Origin of the sequence: Parasphingomonas zepuensis (genome assembly GCF_036663735.1) — a bacterium.
Lineage (GTDB): Bacteria > Pseudomonadota > Alphaproteobacteria > Sphingomonadales > Sphingomonadaceae > Sphingomonas.
This window is the reverse complement of the sequence record NZ_JAXOJO010000002.1, coordinates 418,174-436,264: the sequence shown is the minus strand read 5'-3', so window position 1 is coordinate 436,264 and position 18,091 is coordinate 418,174. Positions and strand designations below refer to the sequence as shown.

Annotated in this window: 17 protein-coding genes, 1 tRNA gene and 1 pseudogene; 11 read left to right on the top strand and 8 right to left on the bottom strand. The window is 66.0% G+C overall.

Features of this window, described 5'->3' with window-relative positions; translation table 11 throughout:
• The first annotated feature begins 73 nt into the window (after positions 1-73).
• Both U1769_RS08460 and aat read left to right on the top strand, forming a co-directional pair.
• Complete coding sequence (locus U1769_RS08460) at positions 74-790, top strand: ParA family protein (protein WP_332714672.1); 717 nt, start codon at positions 74-76, stop codon at positions 788-790.
• The gene (aat, locus tag U1769_RS08455; RefSeq protein WP_332714670.1) at positions 787-1,539 is read left to right on the top strand and encodes a leucyl/phenylalanyl-tRNA--protein transferase; all 753 of its coding nucleotides are present in this window, start codon (positions 787-789) and stop codon (positions 1,537-1,539) included. Before U1769_RS08460 ends, aat begins: the two co-directional genes overlap by 4 nt.
• A gap of 35 nt (positions 1,540-1,574) precedes the next feature.
• Here aat and U1769_RS08450 read toward each other — a convergent pair.
• From U1769_RS08450 to U1769_RS08425, 6 genes and pseudogenes are all read right to left on the bottom strand, one after another.
• Positions 1,575-1,808 (bottom strand): annotated as a pseudogene (locus U1769_RS08450) (DUF2155 domain-containing protein); the annotation flags it as partial.
• Positions 1,809-1,993: 185 nt separating this feature from the next.
• Entirely contained in the window at positions 1,994-2,383 is a 390-nt protein-coding gene (locus U1769_RS08445; RefSeq protein WP_332714668.1) for an NADH:ubiquinone oxidoreductase subunit NDUFA12, read from the bottom strand.
• Positions 2,384-2,441: 58 nt separating this feature from the next.
• Positions 2,442-3,401, bottom strand: coding sequence for an alpha/beta hydrolase (locus U1769_RS08440; RefSeq protein WP_332714666.1), 960 nt, complete (start codon positions 3,399-3,401; stop codon positions 2,442-2,444).
• A gap of 32 nt (positions 3,402-3,433) precedes the next feature.
• Positions 3,434-3,922 carry a DUF192 domain-containing protein gene (locus tag U1769_RS08435; protein ID WP_443030334.1) on the bottom strand — a complete coding sequence of 163 codons (489 nt, stop codon included), beginning with the start codon at positions 3,920-3,922 and terminating at the stop codon, positions 3,434-3,436.
• 10 nt (positions 3,923-3,932) lie between these two features.
• The gene (locus U1769_RS08430) at positions 3,933-4,523 is read right to left on the bottom strand and encodes a cold-shock protein (protein ID WP_443030289.1); all 591 of its coding nucleotides are present in this window, start codon (positions 4,521-4,523) and stop codon (positions 3,933-3,935) included.
• Positions 4,524-4,593: 70 nt separating this feature from the next.
• Positions 4,594-5,130, bottom strand: coding sequence for a RecX family transcriptional regulator (locus tag U1769_RS08425; RefSeq protein WP_332715759.1), 537 nt, complete (start codon positions 5,128-5,130; stop codon positions 4,594-4,596).
• Between the two features lie 116 nt (positions 5,131-5,246).
• Here U1769_RS08425 and U1769_RS08420 point away from each other — a divergent pair, with 116 nt between their 5' ends.
• From U1769_RS08420 to rplA, 8 genes are all read left to right on the top strand, one after another.
• Positions 5,247-7,016 carry a fatty acyl-AMP ligase gene (locus U1769_RS08420; RefSeq protein WP_332714662.1) on the top strand — a complete coding sequence of 590 codons (1,770 nt, stop codon included), beginning with the start codon at positions 5,247-5,249 and terminating at the stop codon, positions 7,014-7,016.
• Between the two features lie 301 nt (positions 7,017-7,317).
• Positions 7,318-9,675, top strand: coding sequence for a putative bifunctional diguanylate cyclase/phosphodiesterase (locus tag U1769_RS08415; RefSeq protein WP_332714660.1), 2,358 nt, complete (start codon positions 7,318-7,320; stop codon positions 9,673-9,675).
• Positions 9,676-9,720: 45 nt separating this feature from the next.
• Positions 9,721-9,797: transfer RNA gene (locus tag U1769_RS08410), tRNA-Trp, on the top strand.
• Between the two features lie 138 nt (positions 9,798-9,935).
• Positions 9,936-10,592 carry a hypothetical protein gene (locus U1769_RS08405; protein ID WP_332714658.1) on the top strand — a complete coding sequence of 219 codons (657 nt, stop codon included), beginning with the start codon at positions 9,936-9,938 and terminating at the stop codon, positions 10,590-10,592.
• A 169-nt stretch (positions 10,593-10,761) separates the two neighbouring features.
• Positions 10,762-10,959, top strand: a complete 198-nt coding sequence (secE, locus tag U1769_RS08400) for a preprotein translocase subunit SecE (RefSeq protein ID WP_332714656.1) — start codon at positions 10,762-10,764, stop codon at positions 10,957-10,959.
• A 14-nt stretch (positions 10,960-10,973) separates the two neighbouring features.
• On the top strand, positions 10,974-11,510 hold the full coding sequence (gene nusG / locus U1769_RS08395) for a transcription termination/antitermination protein NusG (protein ID WP_332714654.1): 537 nt from the start codon (positions 10,974-10,976) through the stop codon (positions 11,508-11,510).
• Between the two features lie 118 nt (positions 11,511-11,628).
• A complete protein-coding gene (gene rplK / locus U1769_RS08390) occupies positions 11,629-12,060 on the top strand; it encodes a 50S ribosomal protein L11 (RefSeq protein ID WP_332714652.1) in 432 nt (143 codons plus the stop codon).
• A 4-nt stretch (positions 12,061-12,064) separates the two neighbouring features.
• On the top strand, positions 12,065-12,763 hold the full coding sequence (gene rplA, locus U1769_RS08385; RefSeq protein ID WP_332714650.1) for a 50S ribosomal protein L1: 699 nt from the start codon (positions 12,065-12,067) through the stop codon (positions 12,761-12,763).
• Positions 12,764-12,821: 58 nt separating this feature from the next.
• On the opposite strand, the gene U1769_RS08380 is transcribed toward rplA, so the two are convergent.
• Positions 12,822-13,325: a nuclear transport factor 2 family protein gene (locus U1769_RS08380; RefSeq protein WP_332714649.1), complete on the bottom strand. Its 504-nt coding sequence runs from the start codon at positions 13,323-13,325 to the stop codon at positions 12,822-12,824.
• A gap of 147 nt (positions 13,326-13,472) precedes the next feature.
• On the opposite strand from U1769_RS08380, the gene U1769_RS08375 reads away from it, so the two are divergent.
• Complete coding sequence (locus U1769_RS08375; protein ID WP_332714648.1) at positions 13,473-15,203, top strand: VanW family protein; 1,731 nt, start codon at positions 13,473-13,475, stop codon at positions 15,201-15,203.
• A gap of 55 nt (positions 15,204-15,258) precedes the next feature.
• Here the strand turns inward: U1769_RS08375 and U1769_RS08370 are convergent, their stop codons facing one another.
• Positions 15,259-17,706 (bottom strand): PhoX family protein, encoded by a 2,448-nt coding sequence (locus U1769_RS08370; protein WP_332714646.1) that lies wholly within the window; start codon positions 17,704-17,706, stop codon positions 15,259-15,261.
• Positions 17,707-18,091 lie beyond the last annotated feature (385 nt).

Sequence of the window (18,091 nt, the reverse complement as noted above, 5' to 3'; positions counted from 1 at the left end):
CCGGTTGCCTCATCCGGACAGCTCGGGCACTGTTCCCGTGTACGGAAACGTGTACGGAAAAACAGGGGCGCGAATGGCGACGATCGCGATCTACAGCCTCAAGGGCGGCGTCGGGAAGACGACGCTGGCGGTCAACCTCGCCTGGTGCGCCGCTACGCTCTCCGCCCGCCGCACCCTGCTCTGGGATCTCGATCCCCAGGCCGCCAGCAGCTTCCTCCTGTCGAGCCCGGCCAAGGCCAGGGAGCAGGCCCAGTCGGTCTTCTCCAAGGATGTCGAACCGGCCCGGCTGATCCACCACACCGCGATTCCCCGGCTCGATCTGATCCCCGCCGACGCCTCGCTGCGCGGGCTCGACCTGCTGTTCCACGAGCTCGACAAGAAGAAGCGGCTGCAGAAGCTGCTGACCGGCCTGCGCAAGGATTATGACCGCATCCTGCTCGATTGCCCGCCCGGCCTGACCGAGACGAGCGATCAGGTGATGCGCGCCGCCGATCTCATCGTCGTGCCCGTCATTCCCTCGCCCCTCTCGGAACGCGCCTTTGCCGAGGTGGTGAAGCATCTCGACGGCAAGGCGCAGGTGATGCCGGTCCATTCGATGGTCGATCGCCGGCGCAAGCTCCACGCCGAGGCGCTGGCGCGACATCCGGACTGGCCCGTGGTGCCAATGGCAAGCATCGTCGAGGCCATGGCCGTGCGGCGAGCGCCCGTCGGTGCCTTCGCCGCCAGATCGGCCGGCGGCCAGGCCTTCGCCCAGCTGTGGCAGGCGATCGAGCGGCGACTGGTCGGATGAAAGCGCCGCCGCCCGACATGGCGGCCGCGTTCGCGCCGCTCGATCCGCAACTGGTGCTCGGCGCTTACGCCATCGGCGTGTTCCCGATGGCTGACGCGCGCGACGCCGACGGCGTCTATTGGGTCGAGCCGAAGCAGCGCGCGATCCTGCCGCTCGACGGTTTCCATCTGTCGCACTCGCTGCGCAAGACGATCGCCTCGGATCGCTTCCGCGTGACGGCGGATACAGCATTCGAGCAGGTGATCGCGCTCTGCGCCGAGTCCGTCGAGGATCGCCCGGATACGTGGATCAACCCGCAGATCGAACACGCGTCGATCGAGCTCCACCGCATGGGCTTCGCGCACTCGATCGAGGTTTGGGAAGGCGACCGGCTGGTGGGCGGGCTCTACGGCATAGCGCTGGGCCGCGCGTTCTTCGGCGAATCGATGGTCAGCCGTGCGCGTGATGCTTCGAAGGTGGCGATCGCGTGGCTGGTCGCGCGGCTCAGGGCCGGCGGCTTCACCCTGCTCGACTGCCAGTTCATGACGGAGCATCTCGCATCGCTCGGCGCGATCGAGATCCCGCGCAACGCCTATGTCGCGTTGCTGTCCGCGGCGGTGGAGGGCGTGGTTGGCGCGGGCGCCTCGCCGGAGGGCGCTGCCTCGGCGGGGGATTTCTTCGCGCTCGACCGCGTCTCGCTCTCGACCGCGACCGAATCGGGGCCGCCGACCGGGAAGGTCATCGCGCAGCTCTTGGTCCAGACGTCGTAGATCGGGTGCTGGACGACGTTCAGCGCCGGGCGCTCCTTGTACAGCCAGCCCGAAAAGGCCCGCTTCCACGTGCGGTCGAACTGCTGCACGTCGAGCTGGACGAAGGCGCCGGTATAATGATCCTGTTCCCACGGCGCTGTCTGCTCGCAGGCGCGCAGGCGGATGATCACGTCGCCAGCCCGAATCGCCTGGCCGGGCTTGAGCGACACTTCGCGAGCGACGCCGTTGCGCTTGTTGAGCAGGCCGATCACCGCGACGCGCTGCGCCATGGGCGTGGCGCCGAACGACGGGTCCGCGCCGCTGGGCAGATCGACCGTCACCACGTCCGCAGGCGGGATATCCTCATCCAGCGCTGTTTTTGGCATGGTCTTGGCGCCGGGCGAATCGGCCTTCCTGTCGCAACCTCCGGCCGCGAGCAGCGCCAGGATCGCCGTGGCGCCCAGCAGCCTTCGCATCACTCGGGAGCCCAGGCTTCGTAATCGCCCGTCGCGGCAGCGCGGCGACCGCCCTTTTCGAGGGCGCCGGGCGGGCGATAAGCGAGCGCCGTCCCCGTCAAATTGGGAACCGCGGGCTTTTCCCACGCGCGCGGTGCCGGTAGCGCGCGATCCGGCAAATCGTCGACCTGATGGTGCAGCCAGCCGAACCATTCCGGCGAAACCCGGCTTGCGTCATTGGCGCCGGAATAGATCACCCAGCGGCGCGTGATGCCGTTCGGATCGGTCCCGCCCTCATAATAGACATTGCCGAGGCCATCCTCGCCGACCCGCGTCTTGCCACGCAGGCCCAAGGAGGTGCCGATGGTGGCGCCGTTCCACCAGGTGAAGATCGATCCGAGCAAACCCATGGGCAGCGCGCTTACCCGTTGCTCGCGGCAGGGGCAACCGTCGTTGCACCGATCGGCTTCATCGGCTTGCTCCCGCCAGGACAAAGGCCGCGATCGTATCGGTTACCACCGGATCAATCCCGATCCCGGGATCGGCATAAGTCGCGGCGTTCGCGCCGCGCCCGTCGCTCGGCACCGGCTTCAGCACATGGTTGACGCCGGGAAGCGTCACCAGCTTCGCGGCAGGTTGCGCGTTCTTGAGCAGCGCCGCGTCCTCGATGCCCACCTGGAGATCGTTCTTGCCCTGCAGGATCAACACTGGGACCTTCACCGCAGCGACAAGCAGCACCGGATCGTAGCGAAAGACGTTGATCAGATAGGGCTGCACGCGCGGATCGAACAGCGCGCCGAGTGCTGGATGCAGGGCAGCGGTATCGACCTTCTTTCCCGCCTCGAGCGAATCGATTGCCGCGAGCCCGGAGGGCAGAAGCGGCGCGATGGCCGGATCGGCGCGGAGCTGGGCGCGCAGCACCGCCCCCATCGGCCGACCGGCCGTGGCGACGAGCAGCAGGCCGCAGATATTGGTCGCGCCCTGTGCTGCGGCCAGGGCGACGAGGCCGCCTTCGCTATGCCCCAGCACCCAGACACAGGGGGCGCCGGTGCGCTTGCGGATCGTGTCGATCCAGGTGCGCACGTCCCCGGCATAATCGGTGATCGTCACGGCGTTCGCGTCGGGAATTGCGCGGGCGCTTCCGAACATCCCGCGCTTGTCGATGCGCACGCTGGCGATGCCTTGCGCCGCCAGGCCACGGGCGAGTTGCCGGTAAATGCCGCCCCGCACGCCCAGCGGGCTGTCGCCATTCCGGTCGGTCGGCCCGGAACCCGGGATGATCAGCACGATCGGCGCGGTCGCACCCGCTTCCACCAATGTCCCGCCGAGCGGGCCCGGCGCCTCGATTTCGGTCTCAGCCGGGAATTGCTGGGCCCCAGCCGCAAACGAGCCAAATGCGCCGATCACCGCAGCCAAGCCACACAACACGGGAAACCGCATTCCCCGCATGCCGATCCCGCTCAGCGACCCTGTCCGGACCAGGAGACCCTGTCGCCCTCGGCGATGCCGAGTTCCGCCGCACGTCCACCCCTGATCTCGAGCACCGCAGCGACCGGTTCGCCCGATGGGACCGACGTTTCGGAATAGGGCACAGTGTTCTCGGCGATGGTCGCGATCGTGCCATCGGCACGGATGAAGATGATGTCGAGCGGGCTCGGCGTGTTCTTCATCCAGAAGCTGGCTTCCCTGGGTGCGCCGCCATCGGGCGGATAGGGTGCGAACAGCATGCCGCCATTGGCGGGAATATCGGTGCGGAACATCAGGCCGCGCTCCTGTTCCTGTGGGGTCTTCGCGATTTCCACGGTGAAGGCGTGCGCGCCGTTCGCGCTGGCGACCGTGACGGTCAGCCCCGCCTTTTCGTCAGCGGCAGAGGATGCGACCCCGTCGCCCGTGCAGGCGGTGAGCGGCAGCGCGACCAGCGCCAACGCGGCCGCGACATGCTTCAACATCATGACAGAATCAGCCTTCCTCTTCGACCACCACCGCGAGCGGGCCCTTGCGGCCCTCGACGATCCGCGCCCGAAGACGCCGGTCAGGCTCGATGTCGGCGATGCCGGCCCGCCGCAGCGTTTCCATATGCACGAATATATCGGCGGAATCGACATCGCGCACGAGAAATCCGTAGCCTTTCAGCCGGTTGAACCATTTGACCGTGACCATTTCGAACGGCCCGGCATTCTCGACCAGGGCGACTGGATCGATCCGGTCCTCGCCCTGACGTAATCGGACTGGCGGCTCGACCGCGTTGCTCAGGTCGATCGCCACGATCTCGCTTGCCTGAAAACCGCGTTCGCGGCGTACGGCGAGGCACTCGACGCGCGCGCCCTCCGGCAGGCTGCGTCGACCATGCGGCTGGAGCACCGAAAAGTGGATCAGGACGTCCCCGAACGAGGGATCGTCGGCAACGATGAAACCGAATCCGCGCGTCACGTCGAACCATTTGAGCGTGCCGGAAACCGGCATATCGCCTGGCTCGATGCGCGGCGTCGCGTCGAGTGTGGTGTCCCCCCATGTCCGGCCTGCACCGGCCGGTTCCGGATCGTTACGCATAACCAACAAATCCCCCGCCGTGCATGGTAGCACAGATCGCGGTAGGACAAAAACGACGTTTCCACCGAATTCACTCCAATTGATCGGTGTCCTCGCCAGGCGCCATCGAGGCGATGCGCCGTGCCAGAGCGAAATCATGCCCCCCGCGGATCATCGCCGCGATCTGCTTCTCGCGCTGCGGCCGGTCGGGCGCGACTTCGGCATAAGGCCCGATCCGGCGTTTGCGAGCGAAGGTCAGCGCGGCGTCGAGCGTGCGCGCCGCGATCGCTGGAGCGAGCGCGTCGGCATCCGCCGCACCAATGCCGACCTGACGGAACACGCCGCTCACGCGCCGCTTGCCGAGGCCGCGCCGGGCCATGGCGGCAGCTCGCGCCTCGCCGAATGCGCGGTCGTCGATATAGCCCAATTGAGCGAGTTTGTCGGCAAGGGCAGCAGGATCGGCGGCCTCTCCGTCCCAGCCCCGCTCGCGGATCTTGCGCACCAGATAGGCGGTCAGTCGCGCCCGCGTCGTGGCGAACCGTTCCACGTAGCGCAGCGCCATGCGATCGAGCGCCGCGGCGTCGAGCGGGGGTGGCGGGCGCCTGTCCCGGCTGGTCCTTGAAGGCATCACGCCATCATTGTGCCACAGTCGGACCGGATTTTGAACGCTTGGCAGCGGCAGAAGTGCACGCTTCATAAGGAGCGGCCTTTGGGGAAAGGTCGCCATCAAGGGCGCAAGGAATAATGGTAAGTGATGTTTCGGGATCGGGTGAGCTGCTGGCGGAGCGTGCCACGCTGAGTTCGACCCCCACCGAGGATTCGCTCGCGCGACGCTTCGCCGACTTCGAAACGCTTGGGGAAGCGCTCGATTTCGCCGCGAGCGGGGTTCGTGGGCTCAATTTCCACGATGCGCGCGGTGCACTCGTCCGTCCCTATCCCTTTGCGGAGCTGCGCGAGGACGCGCTGAAGACGGCGCGGCGGCTGATCGCGGCAGGCGTCGCACCCGAGGACCGGATCGCGCTGGTCGCCGAGACCAGCCCGGAATTTGCCGCCCTGTTCTTCGGCGTGGTCTATGCCGGCGCCTGGCCGGTGCCACTGCCGCTGCCGACCTCGTTCGGCGGGCGCGATTCCTATATCGAACAGCTGCGCGTCCAGCTTTCGAGCTGCGATCCGACCATGCTGATTTATCCACCCGAACTCGCCCAGATGGCAGGCGAAGCAGCGCGCCTCGCCGGCATCATGGGCGTCGACTGGGCCGAACTGGGCGAGCGCCCTGCGCCGGACTCAGCGCTGCCGGCGGCAACGGGCGGCGACATCGCCTATCTGCAATATTCGAGCGGCTCGACCCGCTTCCCGCACGGCGTGGCGATCACCCACCATGCTCTGCTCAACAATCTCGCGGCGCACAGCCACGGCATGGAAGTGGTCGAAACCGACCGCTGCGTCTCCTGGTTGCCCTGGTATCACGACATGGGGCTGGTCGGCTGTTTCCTGTCGCCGGTCGCGAACCAGGTTTCGACCGATTACCTGAAGACCGAGGATTTCGCGCGGCGCCCGCTCGCCTGGCTCGACATGATAAGCCGGAACGAGGGCACGACCCTCTCCTATTCGCCGACCTTCGGCTACGATATCTGCGCGCGGCGCATGTCGAGCCAGACCAAGGCGAGCGACCGGTTCGATCTGTCGCGCTGGCGCGTGGCGGGCAACGGCGCCGACATGATCCGTCCCGACGTGATGCAGAGCTTCGTCGACGCATTCGCCGATGCCGGCTTCAAGGCGAGCGCCTTCCTGCCGAGCTACGGCCTGGCCGAGGCGACTTTGGCCGTATCGATCATGCCGCCGGGCCAGGGCATTCGCGTCGAGCTGGTCGAGGAAACCCAGCTATCCGGCGTTGCCGCAGGGCAGGACCGGCCGCAGCGGTACCGTGCGATCGTCAATTGCGGGAAGCCTGTGCGCGACATGAAAGTCGAGATTCGCGAAGAGGACGGCACGCCGCTCCCCGAGCGCGCAATCGGCAAAGTGTGGTGCTCCGGACCGTCGGTGATGGTGGGGTATTTCCGCGACCAGGCCTCGACTGATGCCTGCATGGTCGGCGGCTGGCTCGACACCGGCGACATGGGCTATATGTCCGACGGCTATGTCTATATCGTCGGCCGGGCGAAGGACATGATCATCATCAACGGCCGCAATCACTGGCCGCAGGACATCGAATGGGCGGTCGAGCAGCTGCCCGGCTTCAAGGCCGGCGACATCGCTGCCTTCGCCATCACCACGCCGGGCGGCGAAGAAACCCCCGCGGTGCTGGTCCAGTGCCGCAGCTCAGACGATGCCGAGCGAGTTCGCCTGCGCGAGGAAATCCGCGAGCGCGTCCGTTCGGTGACGGGCATGAACTGCGTGATCGAGCTGATCCCGCCGCGCACCCTACCCCGCACCAGCTCGGGCAAGCTAAGCCGCGCCAAGGCCCGCAACCTCTATCTCAACGGCGAGATCAAGCCCTACGATATTGCAGCATAACGCGCTGCGCCGACAGGCAACGCCGCCTCTCCCTATTATCGCGCGATAACAGGGAGAGAGCAGGAATTTGGACAGTCGAACAGGGCAAGCCCCCGTTGCAGGAAGTGACGCGTGTCCGAGAGGCGTATCCTTGGCGCATACCGCTATGGCTACAAACTCGTACTTGGCTCGGGCGGTGCCATGAGAGCCGCAATTGAATCGAGCGGCCAGACCAGTCGGAATATTCGCGGCGGAAAGATAAAGCAGCCAAATCGGTCCGTCTCCTAACCATCCGCTAACCACCCGCTGCTATTGCGGCAGGGTGAGCACCCCGTCAGCATCTCAGTTCGCCCAACCGCAGCTCGACGCGCGGGCTTTGCTTGGCCTGTATGATCCGGCCGACACCACCGATTGGGGGCCGATTCGCGCCGCGCAGGTGAATGCGGGGAGCCAGTTGGCGCTGTTCCTGGTTGCGGCCAATGTCGTCGGCGCGCTGCTCGTCACCCTGATCCTCCAGCCGGTCGCCCCGCTGTGGTTGCTGGCGAGCTGGGACGTCGTCGTCGCCATCGTAGCCACCGCCGTCACTCTGCGCCGCCTGGCCGCGCGCGAGCATACCCAGCAGACCGCCACGTTGCGCGATGTGCGCGATACGGTGATCGAGGGGGTCGCGCTCGCGCTGGTCTGGTCGGTGCCGCCGCTCGCGTTCGGCCTTCGGAGCGATCCGGCGACCGCGTACAGCCTGTGGATCGTCGTGGCGCTACTGATGACCGCATCGGCCGTCGCCATGGCCGCGCTGCCGCTGGCGACCCTCAGCTTCGTCGGTATATCGGGCGCCGCGATCGCGGTGATGCTGTTTGTCGTCGGCGGGCCGTTGCTGGCATCGACCGCCATCGTCTTCACCGGGCTGCTGATGCTGATGTGCTTCTGGCGCGGCAAGGCGCTGGTGGTGATCCGCGCGGGCGAGATCGCGCTGGCGGAGCGCGACGAGACCGTCAGCCTGTTACTGCGCGAGTTCGCCGAGCAAAGCGCCGACTGGCTGTGGGAAACCGACGCCAATCGCCGCATCGTCCGCGCCTCGCCCCGCTTCGCGCATTCGGTCGGGCTGGATCCTCTGACGGTCAACGGCATGCCATTCCTGCAGGTATTGGCGGGGCCGACCTGGGAATCGGGTAATTTCTCCGCAGGCCTGCGCACTCTTTCCGACAAGCTGAAGGGCCGCGAGGGATTTCGCGACCTGCTCCTCCCGGTCGAGGTCAATGGCCAGGAGCATTGGTGGGAAATCGCCGCCACGCCGCGCTTCGACGATCGTGGGGCGTTCGTCGGCTTCCGCGGCGTCGGCTCCGACGTGACCGAGCAGCGCGCCTCCGCCGACAAGATCAACCGGATGGCGCGGTTCGATACGCTGACCGGCCTGCCCAACCGGCTGCTGGTCAACGAGGCCCTGGTCCATGCCATGGCCGAGGCAGACAAATGGGGCAGCCGCTGCGCTTTCATGATGATCGATCTCGATCGCTTCAAGGCAGTGAATGATACGCTAGGCCACCCGATCGGCGACCGGCTGCTCGGCTGCGTCTCGGAACGGTTGAGCCAGTTGATGAGCGACAATGAGGTTATCGGGCGCCTGGGCGGCGACGAGTTTGCCGTCGTGATACGCGACGGCGCCGATCCGGCGCGAATCGAACGGCTGGCCCAGAACATCATCGAGGCGCTGTCGCGGCCCTATGAACTCGATCAGCACACGCTCTACACCGGCGCGAGCGTCGGCGTCGCGAGCGGACCGCGCGACGGGCGTACGTCCGAGATGCTGATCCGCTCGGCCGATCTGGCGCTGTACCGCGCCAAGGATGCCGGCGGCGGGGTGTTCCGCATTTATGAGCCGCAGCTTCATGTCGAGGCGGAGGAGCGGCGGATCCTGGAAATGGCGCTGCGCAAGGCGCTGGCCAACAACGAGATGTATATCCACTACCAGCCGGTGGTCGATGCCGCGCACGGCGAACTCACCGGCTTCGAGGCGCTGCTGCGCTGGACTCATCCGGAACTGGGCAACATTTCCCCGGCCAAGTTCATCCCGCTTGCCGAGGATGCCCGGCTGATCGCGCCGATCGGCGAATGGGTACTGCGGACGGCCTGCAACGAAGCGGCGCAATGGAGTTCGGCAGCGCGCGTGGCGGTAAACGTCTCGCCCGATCAGCTCCACAATCCGGCGTTCGTCTCGGTTGTCGCCTCGGCGCTCGCCACCAGCGGCCTGGCGCCCGACCGGCTCGAGCTCGAAGTGACGGAAAGCGTCTTCATGCGCGAAGGCACCGGCGCGACGCGGGTGCTCGAACGCATCATGGACCTGGGCGTAAAGCTCAGCCTCGATGATTTCGGCACGGGCTATTCCTCGCTCGGCTATCTCAGCCGCACGAAATTCTCCTCGATCAAGATCGACCGGAGCTTCGTCCAGGGTGCCTCCAAGGGCGTGGCCGAGGCAATCGCGATCATCCGCGCCGTGGTGGCGCTGGCGCAGAGCCTGGGCATGGCAACCACGGCCGAGGGCGTTGAGACCGAGCAGGAGCATCACATGGTGCAGGCGCTGGGCTGCACCAAGGTCCAGGGCTATTATTTCGGCCGGCCGCTCCCGGTAGAAGAGGCCCGCACGCTGGCTAATCGCGCCTGGGGCAAGGCAGCGGCTGCCTGAACGCTTGCCCCGCGTTAAACCCCACGCTAAAGCCCGCAACCGCACAGGGGTGTAGCTCAGTTGGTTAGAGCGTCGGTCTCCAAAACCGAAGGCCCTCGGTTCGAGTCCGAGCTCCCCTGCCACTTCCTTCCATCCCTACAGAGTGCGCCATCCGCGCATTGCCAGCGGCCGGCGCTCGCATAGCCCCCACGCTGCCGTTTCTTCTTGCTCCCCCCGCTGCGGCTCTGCGAATGCAGTCCCGACAAAAAAAAGGGGACAACATGCCGGGAAAGCTGAACACGGCCTTGCGGCGCGGCCTGGCCGGCCTGCTCCTGATGCTGACGCTCGTTGCCGGCGAGGCCCGCGCCGAGGTGCGCATGACCTTCTGGTCGCATGATACCAGCACCTATTTTCCCCACGCCTTCTTCACCCTGAAGGGCACCGTCGATTCGACCGGGGAAGTGGTCGACACCAGCTATGGCTTCACACTCAATTCGATGAATCCGGCCGCCCTGTTCGCTTCGGTGAAGGGCCATATCGACGTCACGGCCAAGACCTATATCCGGGTCAGCGACGCGCAGTTCACCCTGACCATCAGCGATGCGCAATATGCCGCCGTGAAGGCGCTGGTCGCCGAATGGGGGGCGCCCACGTCTCGCTGGAACCTCCAGCGGCGCAACTGCGTGCATTTCGTCGCCGAGGCGGCCCGGCGCGCCGGCCTGACGGTGATCGAGGACAAGAAGCTGATGAAGAAACCGCGCAGCTTCACCCGCTCGCTCATCCCGCTCAACGCGGCTCGTGTCACCGAGATCAATCTGGACGGCAAGGCCTATTGGGCGGCACATCCCGAAGCCGAAGTGTTCGGTGTGCCGGACAAGATCGGCGGCTCCGTGCTCGGCCGCCGGGTCAAGGGCCTGCCCGACGACCGCGAAAGATAGCCGCCGGCGCCGCGGTGTGGCGCCACCCCTCGTCTCTTGCTTTCCGGGCGCGGCGGGGTTATCTGCGCGGTCAATCCGAAATCGAGGATTGGACGGCGCCGGTTCCTTGGGACCGGGCGGCGGTTCCATGCCTCGATTTTCCGGCGTTTTAAGAAGCGAGCTGAACAGCGTGGCGAAGACGACACCGATCGAATTCATCCGGCAAGTCCAGGCAGAGACCAAGAAGGTCGTCTGGCCGTCGCGTCGCGAGACGATCATGACCGGTGTCATGGTGATGATCATGACGACATTGCTGGCGATCTTCTTCTTCGGGATCGACACGTTGTTCGAGGCGATCGTCAAGATGCTGTTGAGCCTCGCGAACTGAATTTGGGACGACACATGGCGCGCTGGTACATCATTCACGCTTATTCCGGGTTCGAGGGCAAAGTGCGCGACTCGATCATGGCCGAGGCGACCCGTATGGGCCTCGACGCGCTCGTCGAGCAGATCGAGGTCCCGACCGAGACCGTTACCGAAGCCCGTCGCGGCAAGAAGATCGCAGTCGAGCGCAAGTTCATGCCGGGCTATGTGCTCGCCAAGCTGAACATGAACGACGACGTGTATCACCTGGTGAAGAACACCCCGAAGGTGACCGGCTTCCTGGGATCGATGGGCAAACCCCAGCCGATCAGCGAAGCCGAAGCGGCTCGGATGCTCAACTCGAAGGAGGAGGCAGCCGCCGCGCCGAAGCAGAAGATGAAGGTCGATTACGAGATCGGCGATTCGGTGAAGGTGCTCGACGGCCCGTTCGCGAGCTTCAACGGCATCGTCGAAGAGCTCGATTTCGATCGCAGCCGCGTCAAGGTGTCGGTGTCGATCTTCGGTCGCGCCACCCCGGTCGAGCTCGAGTTCGAGCAGGTCGAGCGCGCCAAATAAGAATTGTTCCTCCGCCACGGCGGAGGCTCAATCCGCGACCCGTTTCAGCGGGTCTCGGTACATACGCGGGAGGCTCTCAAAAGCCGTCTGGACCGCTAAACTTGAAAGAGAGTGAGACATGGCAAAAAAGATTACCGGCTATATCAAGCTGCAGGTGCCGGCGGGCAAAGCAAACCCGTCGCCGCCGATCGGCCCGGCCCTGGGTCAGCGCGGCGTGAACATCATGGAATTCTGCAAGGCGTTCAACGCCCAGACCGGCGACCAGGAAGTCGGCACGCCGCTTCCCACCGTCATCACCGTCTATGCGGATCGCAGCTTCTCGTTCGAGACCAAGACGCCGCCGGCGTCCTATCTCATCAAGAAGGCAGCGGGCCTGAAGTCGGGCTCCAAGGAGCCGGGTAAGCTGACCGCAGGCAAGATCAAGCGCTCCGTGTTGAGCCAGATCGCCGAGACGAAGATGAAGGACCTGAACGCCAACGATATCGACGCGGCAACCCGCATCATCGAAGGCTCCGCCCGCGCAATGGGCCTCGAAGTGGTGGAGGGCTGAGATCATGGCAAAGCTGACCAAGAAGGCGAAGACCCTCGCTACGGCGATCGACCGCGATAAGCTGCACGGCGTTGACGAAGCTATCGCGCTGGCGCGTGCCAACGCGACCTCCAAGTTCGACGAGACGATCGAAGTCGCGCTCAACCTCGGCGTCGATCCCCGCCACGCCGACCAGATGGTCCGCGGCGTCGTCACCTTGCCCAAGGGCACGGGCAAGACCGTCCGCGTCGGCGTATTCGCCAAGGGCGCCAAGGCTGACGAAGCTCGTGAGGCTGGCGCCGACGTCGTTGGTGCCGAGGATCTAATGGAGATCGTCCAGGGCGGCACGATCGATTTCGATCGCTGCATCGCGACCCCGGACATGATGGGTGTCGTCGGCCGCCTCGGCAAGATCCTGGGCCCGAAGGGCATGATGCCGAACCCGAAGCTGGGCACGGTCACGATGAACGTTGCCGAAGCCGTCAAGGCGGCCAAGGGCGGCCAGATCGAGTATCGCGTCGAGAAGGCAGGCATCATCCATAGCGGCATCGGCAAGGCGAGCTTCCCGGCCGAAGACCTGCGCGCGAATTTCGACGCGCTGGTCGATGCAGTGGTCAAGGCCAAGCCGTCGGGCGCCAAGGGCAAGTATGTCCGCAAGGTCGCGATCAGCTCGACCATGGGCGCGGGCATCAAGGTCGACACCGCAGAGGTCGCGGCGATCTGATCCGACCGATCCGTCGACAAGACAAAGCGGAGGGCCGGGGGAAACCCCGGCCCTTTTCTTATGCAGCCTCCACGGCCGCGCGCGGCGGCACGATCGGCCCGGGGGCAGCGTCGCCGAACATCTGAACCCAGCCGCCGCGCGTATCCATATATTCCCGGATGCCAGAGACTCTTCCCTCGACCACATGGAAGACGAAGCAATAGTCGTTCACATAGTGTCGCCCGTTGGCCAGCGTCGCCGACATCCGGTGCTCGGCGATGACGTGATCGCCCGCGACATGCACGCCGGTAAAGTCGTTGGCGACGTCACTGACGAACAGCCGGCCGAAATCATTCACCATGAAATCGACGATGGCATCGCGATCGAGGTTGTTCGATCCATCGGGCGCACCTGCATCGTCCGGATCGCCGAGACCGAGCGCGACCTGAGTCGCGTTGCCCGGCGGCGCAACCCAGACGACGTCATCCGTCAGGCATGCCGCGATCCGCTCCGGATCTCGCGTCGCATAGGATTGGTAAAGCGCCATGACCGCCTCGCGCGGGCCGATGGGTGTCGTCGTCATGTTCTTCTTTCCTGCATGAGGGCAAGATCGCCAAGGCTAACGCGAACCGGCGGAGCGGCATCCCGCTTCTTGCGTTTAACATCCGCGGCTCCCGATTGACTGCGGGGGCCGGAACGGGAATCCTGTGCTTCTTCGGAAAGGAAAAGAATGAGCGACCGGCTCGCGACGGCAGCGGCAATGCCCAGTTCAGGCGTGCCCACCCGTGTCGGCGCGTTGGTCTTCGCGGTAAAGTCTAGCTTGCTCCGGGCTCGCCGCGCCGCACGCGACGTCACACCTGGCCTGGCGCCGATGCACCACCGCCAGGCATCCGCGTTGATCGATGCGCCGGTCGTTGCGACCGTCCGCACGCCGCTCTGGGCCAACGCGGGCGGCGAGAAGGATCGGGCGCTCAATGCCGGCAAGATCCAGAACCTGCGTGTCGCCCTGCGCGGCCTGGACGGGATCGAGATCGAGGCCGGTCGAACCCTGAGCTTCTGGCGCCAGGTCGGCCGTCCTTCGCGCCAGCGCGGCTTCGTTGCAGGACGCGAGCTGCGCGAGGGATGCATGATCGCGACGATCGGCGGCGGGCTCTGCCAGCTTTCCAATGCGCTGTATGACGCTGGGCTGCGCGCCGGGCTCGAGATCGTCGAACGCCATGCCCATACGCGGATCGTGCCGGGTTCGCGGGCGGCGGCGGGGCGCGACGCTACCGTGTTCTGGAACTATCTCGACCTCAGGATGCGCGGTCGGCGGCCGTTCCGGATCGAGGCACGACTGACCGCTGACGATCTCGAGCTGACGATCCGGGGGTATGGTATCGAGGCGGAGGCCCTCGCCCCCGATTTCCTTGCCGGGCTGGGTGCGCATGATTGCCTGAGCTGCGGCGAGGCTACGTGTCACAGGCATGATCCCGACATCGAGGCTGCCTCCCGACCGACGGCGTGGCTGGTCGACGCGGCTACGCCAGAGTTCACGACGCTCTATCGCGCGCGCGCGAAACCGGGGGACACGCTGCATCTTTCCACACGCCGCTTCGGCAGGCAGGCCCAGGCATGGCCTGCGCTGGTTGATGAGCAGACGGCCGATATCGCTGCGCTGCGCCGAAGCCTCGCGCTCAGGACCGCCCTGAAGAACACACCGCTGGCGGGGTTGATGCTGGCGGCCAATGCCCGGCTTGCCGCTGCCCATGCGCGGCGCCTGTCCCCAGCGCATACCCATCTGGTGGTGGCGCAAGCATTGCTCCCACATCTCTGGCAAGCCGGCGCCCTGCAGGGCCGGAGCTTCGAAGTGTTGATGGAGCGGTTGCCGATCGACACCCTCCACCGCGTTCTCGACGAAGCCCAGGCCTGCCATCCCGACAGCACGACGCTTGGCGATTTTCGTGCGCCGCAAGCGGTGGCGGATGCCGAACGTGAGGCGCTGGAGGCCGCAGACCGGCTTGTCACGGCCCATCGTGCCGTGGCGGCATGCTTTCCTGCCGCGCGGGTCGAGTTGCTCGAATGGGCCCCTGCCCCGCCGCTTGCGACGACGCGCGGGGGTCGGACTTTCCTCTTCGCCGGCCCGGCTCTTGCGCGCAAAGGTGCCTATGCGATGCGCCAGGCCATGGCCGGTCTGGACATGGAGTTGCTGATCGAACGCGCCGCGGAGGAACGACCGGATTTCTGGACGGGTCTCAATGCCCGCCGTCTCGCGCCAGGCGAGCAACCAGCCAGGCTCGCCGGCGTGCTGCTGCCGGCCATCGTCGAGCAGCGCCCATTCATGCTGCTCAGGGCACTGGCAAGCGGCGTGCCTGCGATTGCAACGCCGGCCTGCGGTCTCCCGCCCCAGCGCGGCCTGACGATCGTTGCGCCAGACGATCCGGACGCGTTGCGCGCGGCGCTTACCGCCCTGCTCGACTGAGCGAACGAAAAGGGCCGGGATCGCTCCCGGCCCTCTTCTTCGCACGGTCGAGAGTTTACAGAGCGACGACGCCGCCGTCATTCTTGGTGATGACGACCGTCGCCGAACGCGGCCGGTTGCCCGGGGCGGGCGCATTCTGGCTGGCCGGCCAGTTGCTGGTGATGTTGCCTGCATTACCGCCCTCACCAGGATGCTGGATATTGACGAAGAGGGTCTTGCCATCCGGCGTCGAATCCACGCCGGTAATCTCGCATTCGACCGGCCCGACCAAGAAGCGGCGCAGTTGCGTGCCGGGGGCCTTGCCGACCCGCGTCGCCTGCGTACTGCCACCGCCGTTGGTGATCGTCTTGACTCCGCCGTCATTGACCGTTCCCGGCATCGCCGCGAGCATCATGCAATTGGTGACGTCGGTATAAGCGCCATCGTCGGTCTGGATCCACAGCACCGGCGTAATCAGGCCGGATGCGTTGGAGGGGCGGCCGAACCACAGGCCATCCGGACTGGAAAGATCGTTGGTCGCATCGAGGCCCGACAGGTTGATGTTGGTCGCGTCGAGATCCGATCCTGCCGCGAACAGATAGATGTCCCAGGCGAAACCGGTCGCCTCAGACGAGTCGCCGGTTTCGCGCAGGCGGATGATGTGGCCGTTGCGATTTCCGACTTGGGCGCTGGGGGGATCGATATAGGCGCGAGGATTGGCCGCATCGGTATTGCCAGCGGTGCGCGTCGCGTTGTTCGTCAGCGTCAAATACATCTCGCCCGTAGCGGGATTCACTGCGGTCCATTCCGGACGATCCATCTTGGTCGCGCCCAGCGCATCGCCGGCAAGGCGCGCGTGAGTCAGCACGTCGGCCTGATCGGCGAAGGCGTATGGTGCGGCACCGGTAGTGAGCGGTCCCGTGCCGAAGGTTAGCGGCATCCACTGGCCTGTGCCGTCCGCGTTGAATTTAGCGACATAGAGCGTTCCGTTGTCGAGATATTTGTCGCCGATCGCGAGCGGGTCGGCCGCGGTAGCGTCGGCCGCGCTCCACGCGGTCGCCGAGACGAACTTGTAGAGATATTCATTCTGCGCGTCGTCACCCATGTAGAAGGCGGGCTTGCGGCCGGCGACGAAGTTGGAGGGCCAGCAGCCCTCATGATTCATGCGGCCCAGTGCAGTGCGCTTCCGCGGCGGCGCTGCCTTGTCGTATGGATTCATCTCGACCACCCAGCCGAACTGGTTGTGCTCGTTGCGGAAATCGGCCAGCGCGCTGGCGCCCGTCGCCTGCACATCCCAGCGACGATAGATCGTGCTCGTCGCATCGGCCGGCACGACGGTCGCCCAGCCGTTATTGCCGTTCGCGTTGGTCACGCCGTAGCGCTGGAGCGCGACGACTTCCTTGGGAGTGCGGCGGGCATTGTCGGCCGCAGTCGGACGGCGGAAATAGCCGGCCCAATTCTCTTCGCAGGTCAGGCTGGTGCCCCAACCGGTGTGGCCGTTGGCGCAATTGTTGATGGTGCCGCGTCCGGCCACGCCGGTCGGGGAGAACACGGTGTGCAACAGGGCATTGCCGCGCACCGGGCCATTGAAGACCGTCGCGGTCAGCGGCGTGACGCGGCGGTTGAGCGCGCCGGCCTGAGCATAGGTCCAGCTGGTGCCGCTCTTCGCCACTTCGACGACGCTCACGCCGTGGCATTCCATTTCCTTGAGCGCCTCGGCCTCCGGACGGGCGCCAGCGACGCTGGTTGGCCCGGCGACGTGCAGATAGGATGCGGTGATGTTCTCATGATTCATCACCAGCAGCCCGCGCGTGCTGCTGTTGTCGTCACGCGCCGTGCCCGTCGCCGCCAGGCCGAACCAGTAAAGGGCGTCGAAATGGTCGCCGGCGCGGTTGGCGAAGTCGGTGTCGGTGCCGTCATTCTTGTAGGCGGCCGTCGCCGCGGAGAGCGGATCCCCCAGCCGGTAGAGCACCGAGACGCTGTACCCGGCCGGGATGCTGACCACGTCGAGCTTGTTCTTCGCGACCGCGGTGAAGCCGAGCGCGGCCGGCGTCACCGTGACGGTCGTCTCGGCGGTAGTGGCCTGGCCGGCAGAGTCGATCGCGGTGTAGCGGAATACGAGCGGCGTGCTGGCGGCGACGCTTGGCGCGATGAAGGTCGCGGCGCCGCTGGCGGCATTGCTCAGCGCCACGGTCGGCCCGGAGACCTGAATGAAATTCTGCGTCGTGATCGTGCCGTTGTCGGTCGCCGTGCCGGTCAGGGTCACGAGCCGACCCGAACTGGTGTTGCCCGAGGAGCCCGCCGTCACCGTTGGCGCCGGATCGTTCTCACGATCGTCGTCGCTACACGCCGCCAGCACCGCCCCGCCGAACACGGCGAAAGCCGCGGCGGATACGCCGCCCCGGAGCGCGTCGCGCCGCGAGTAACGGCGCGAAACCATGTCATTCAGCGACTCGCCGGTCGAGCGGTTGGTATCGATGTCGCCGTCGTCATAGCCGAACGTGACATTGGTCGAACTGGTCATATGGAGCCCCCGGTGGATCGCGCTCCGGATCGGAGTCGCCGTCGCGCTCCTCTTGTGCGGCGTTCCTGACGGGGTGATGCCGGTTCCTTGACGGCGCCGTGACAGATCGAAGTCGGTTCTAATACAGCGCCGATAGCTGGAGCTTTCAGTTGACTTTACGGCCGATACCGTTAGGAGCCCGCCTTCGCTCGCCCCGCGTCCGCGCAGGACGAGCTACCGTCCGAGACAGTGGGTGGCCGGAATCCTCCGTCCTTAATCTCCCACCTAGACGGGGAATGGAATTTTACCGCTTGCGCCTGCGCGACGGTCTGCTGCCGCTTTTGGGCGGTCAGTTCCCATGCCCCAATCGACGGACAACCCGGATGCGCGGGAAGTCTGCGCCTCC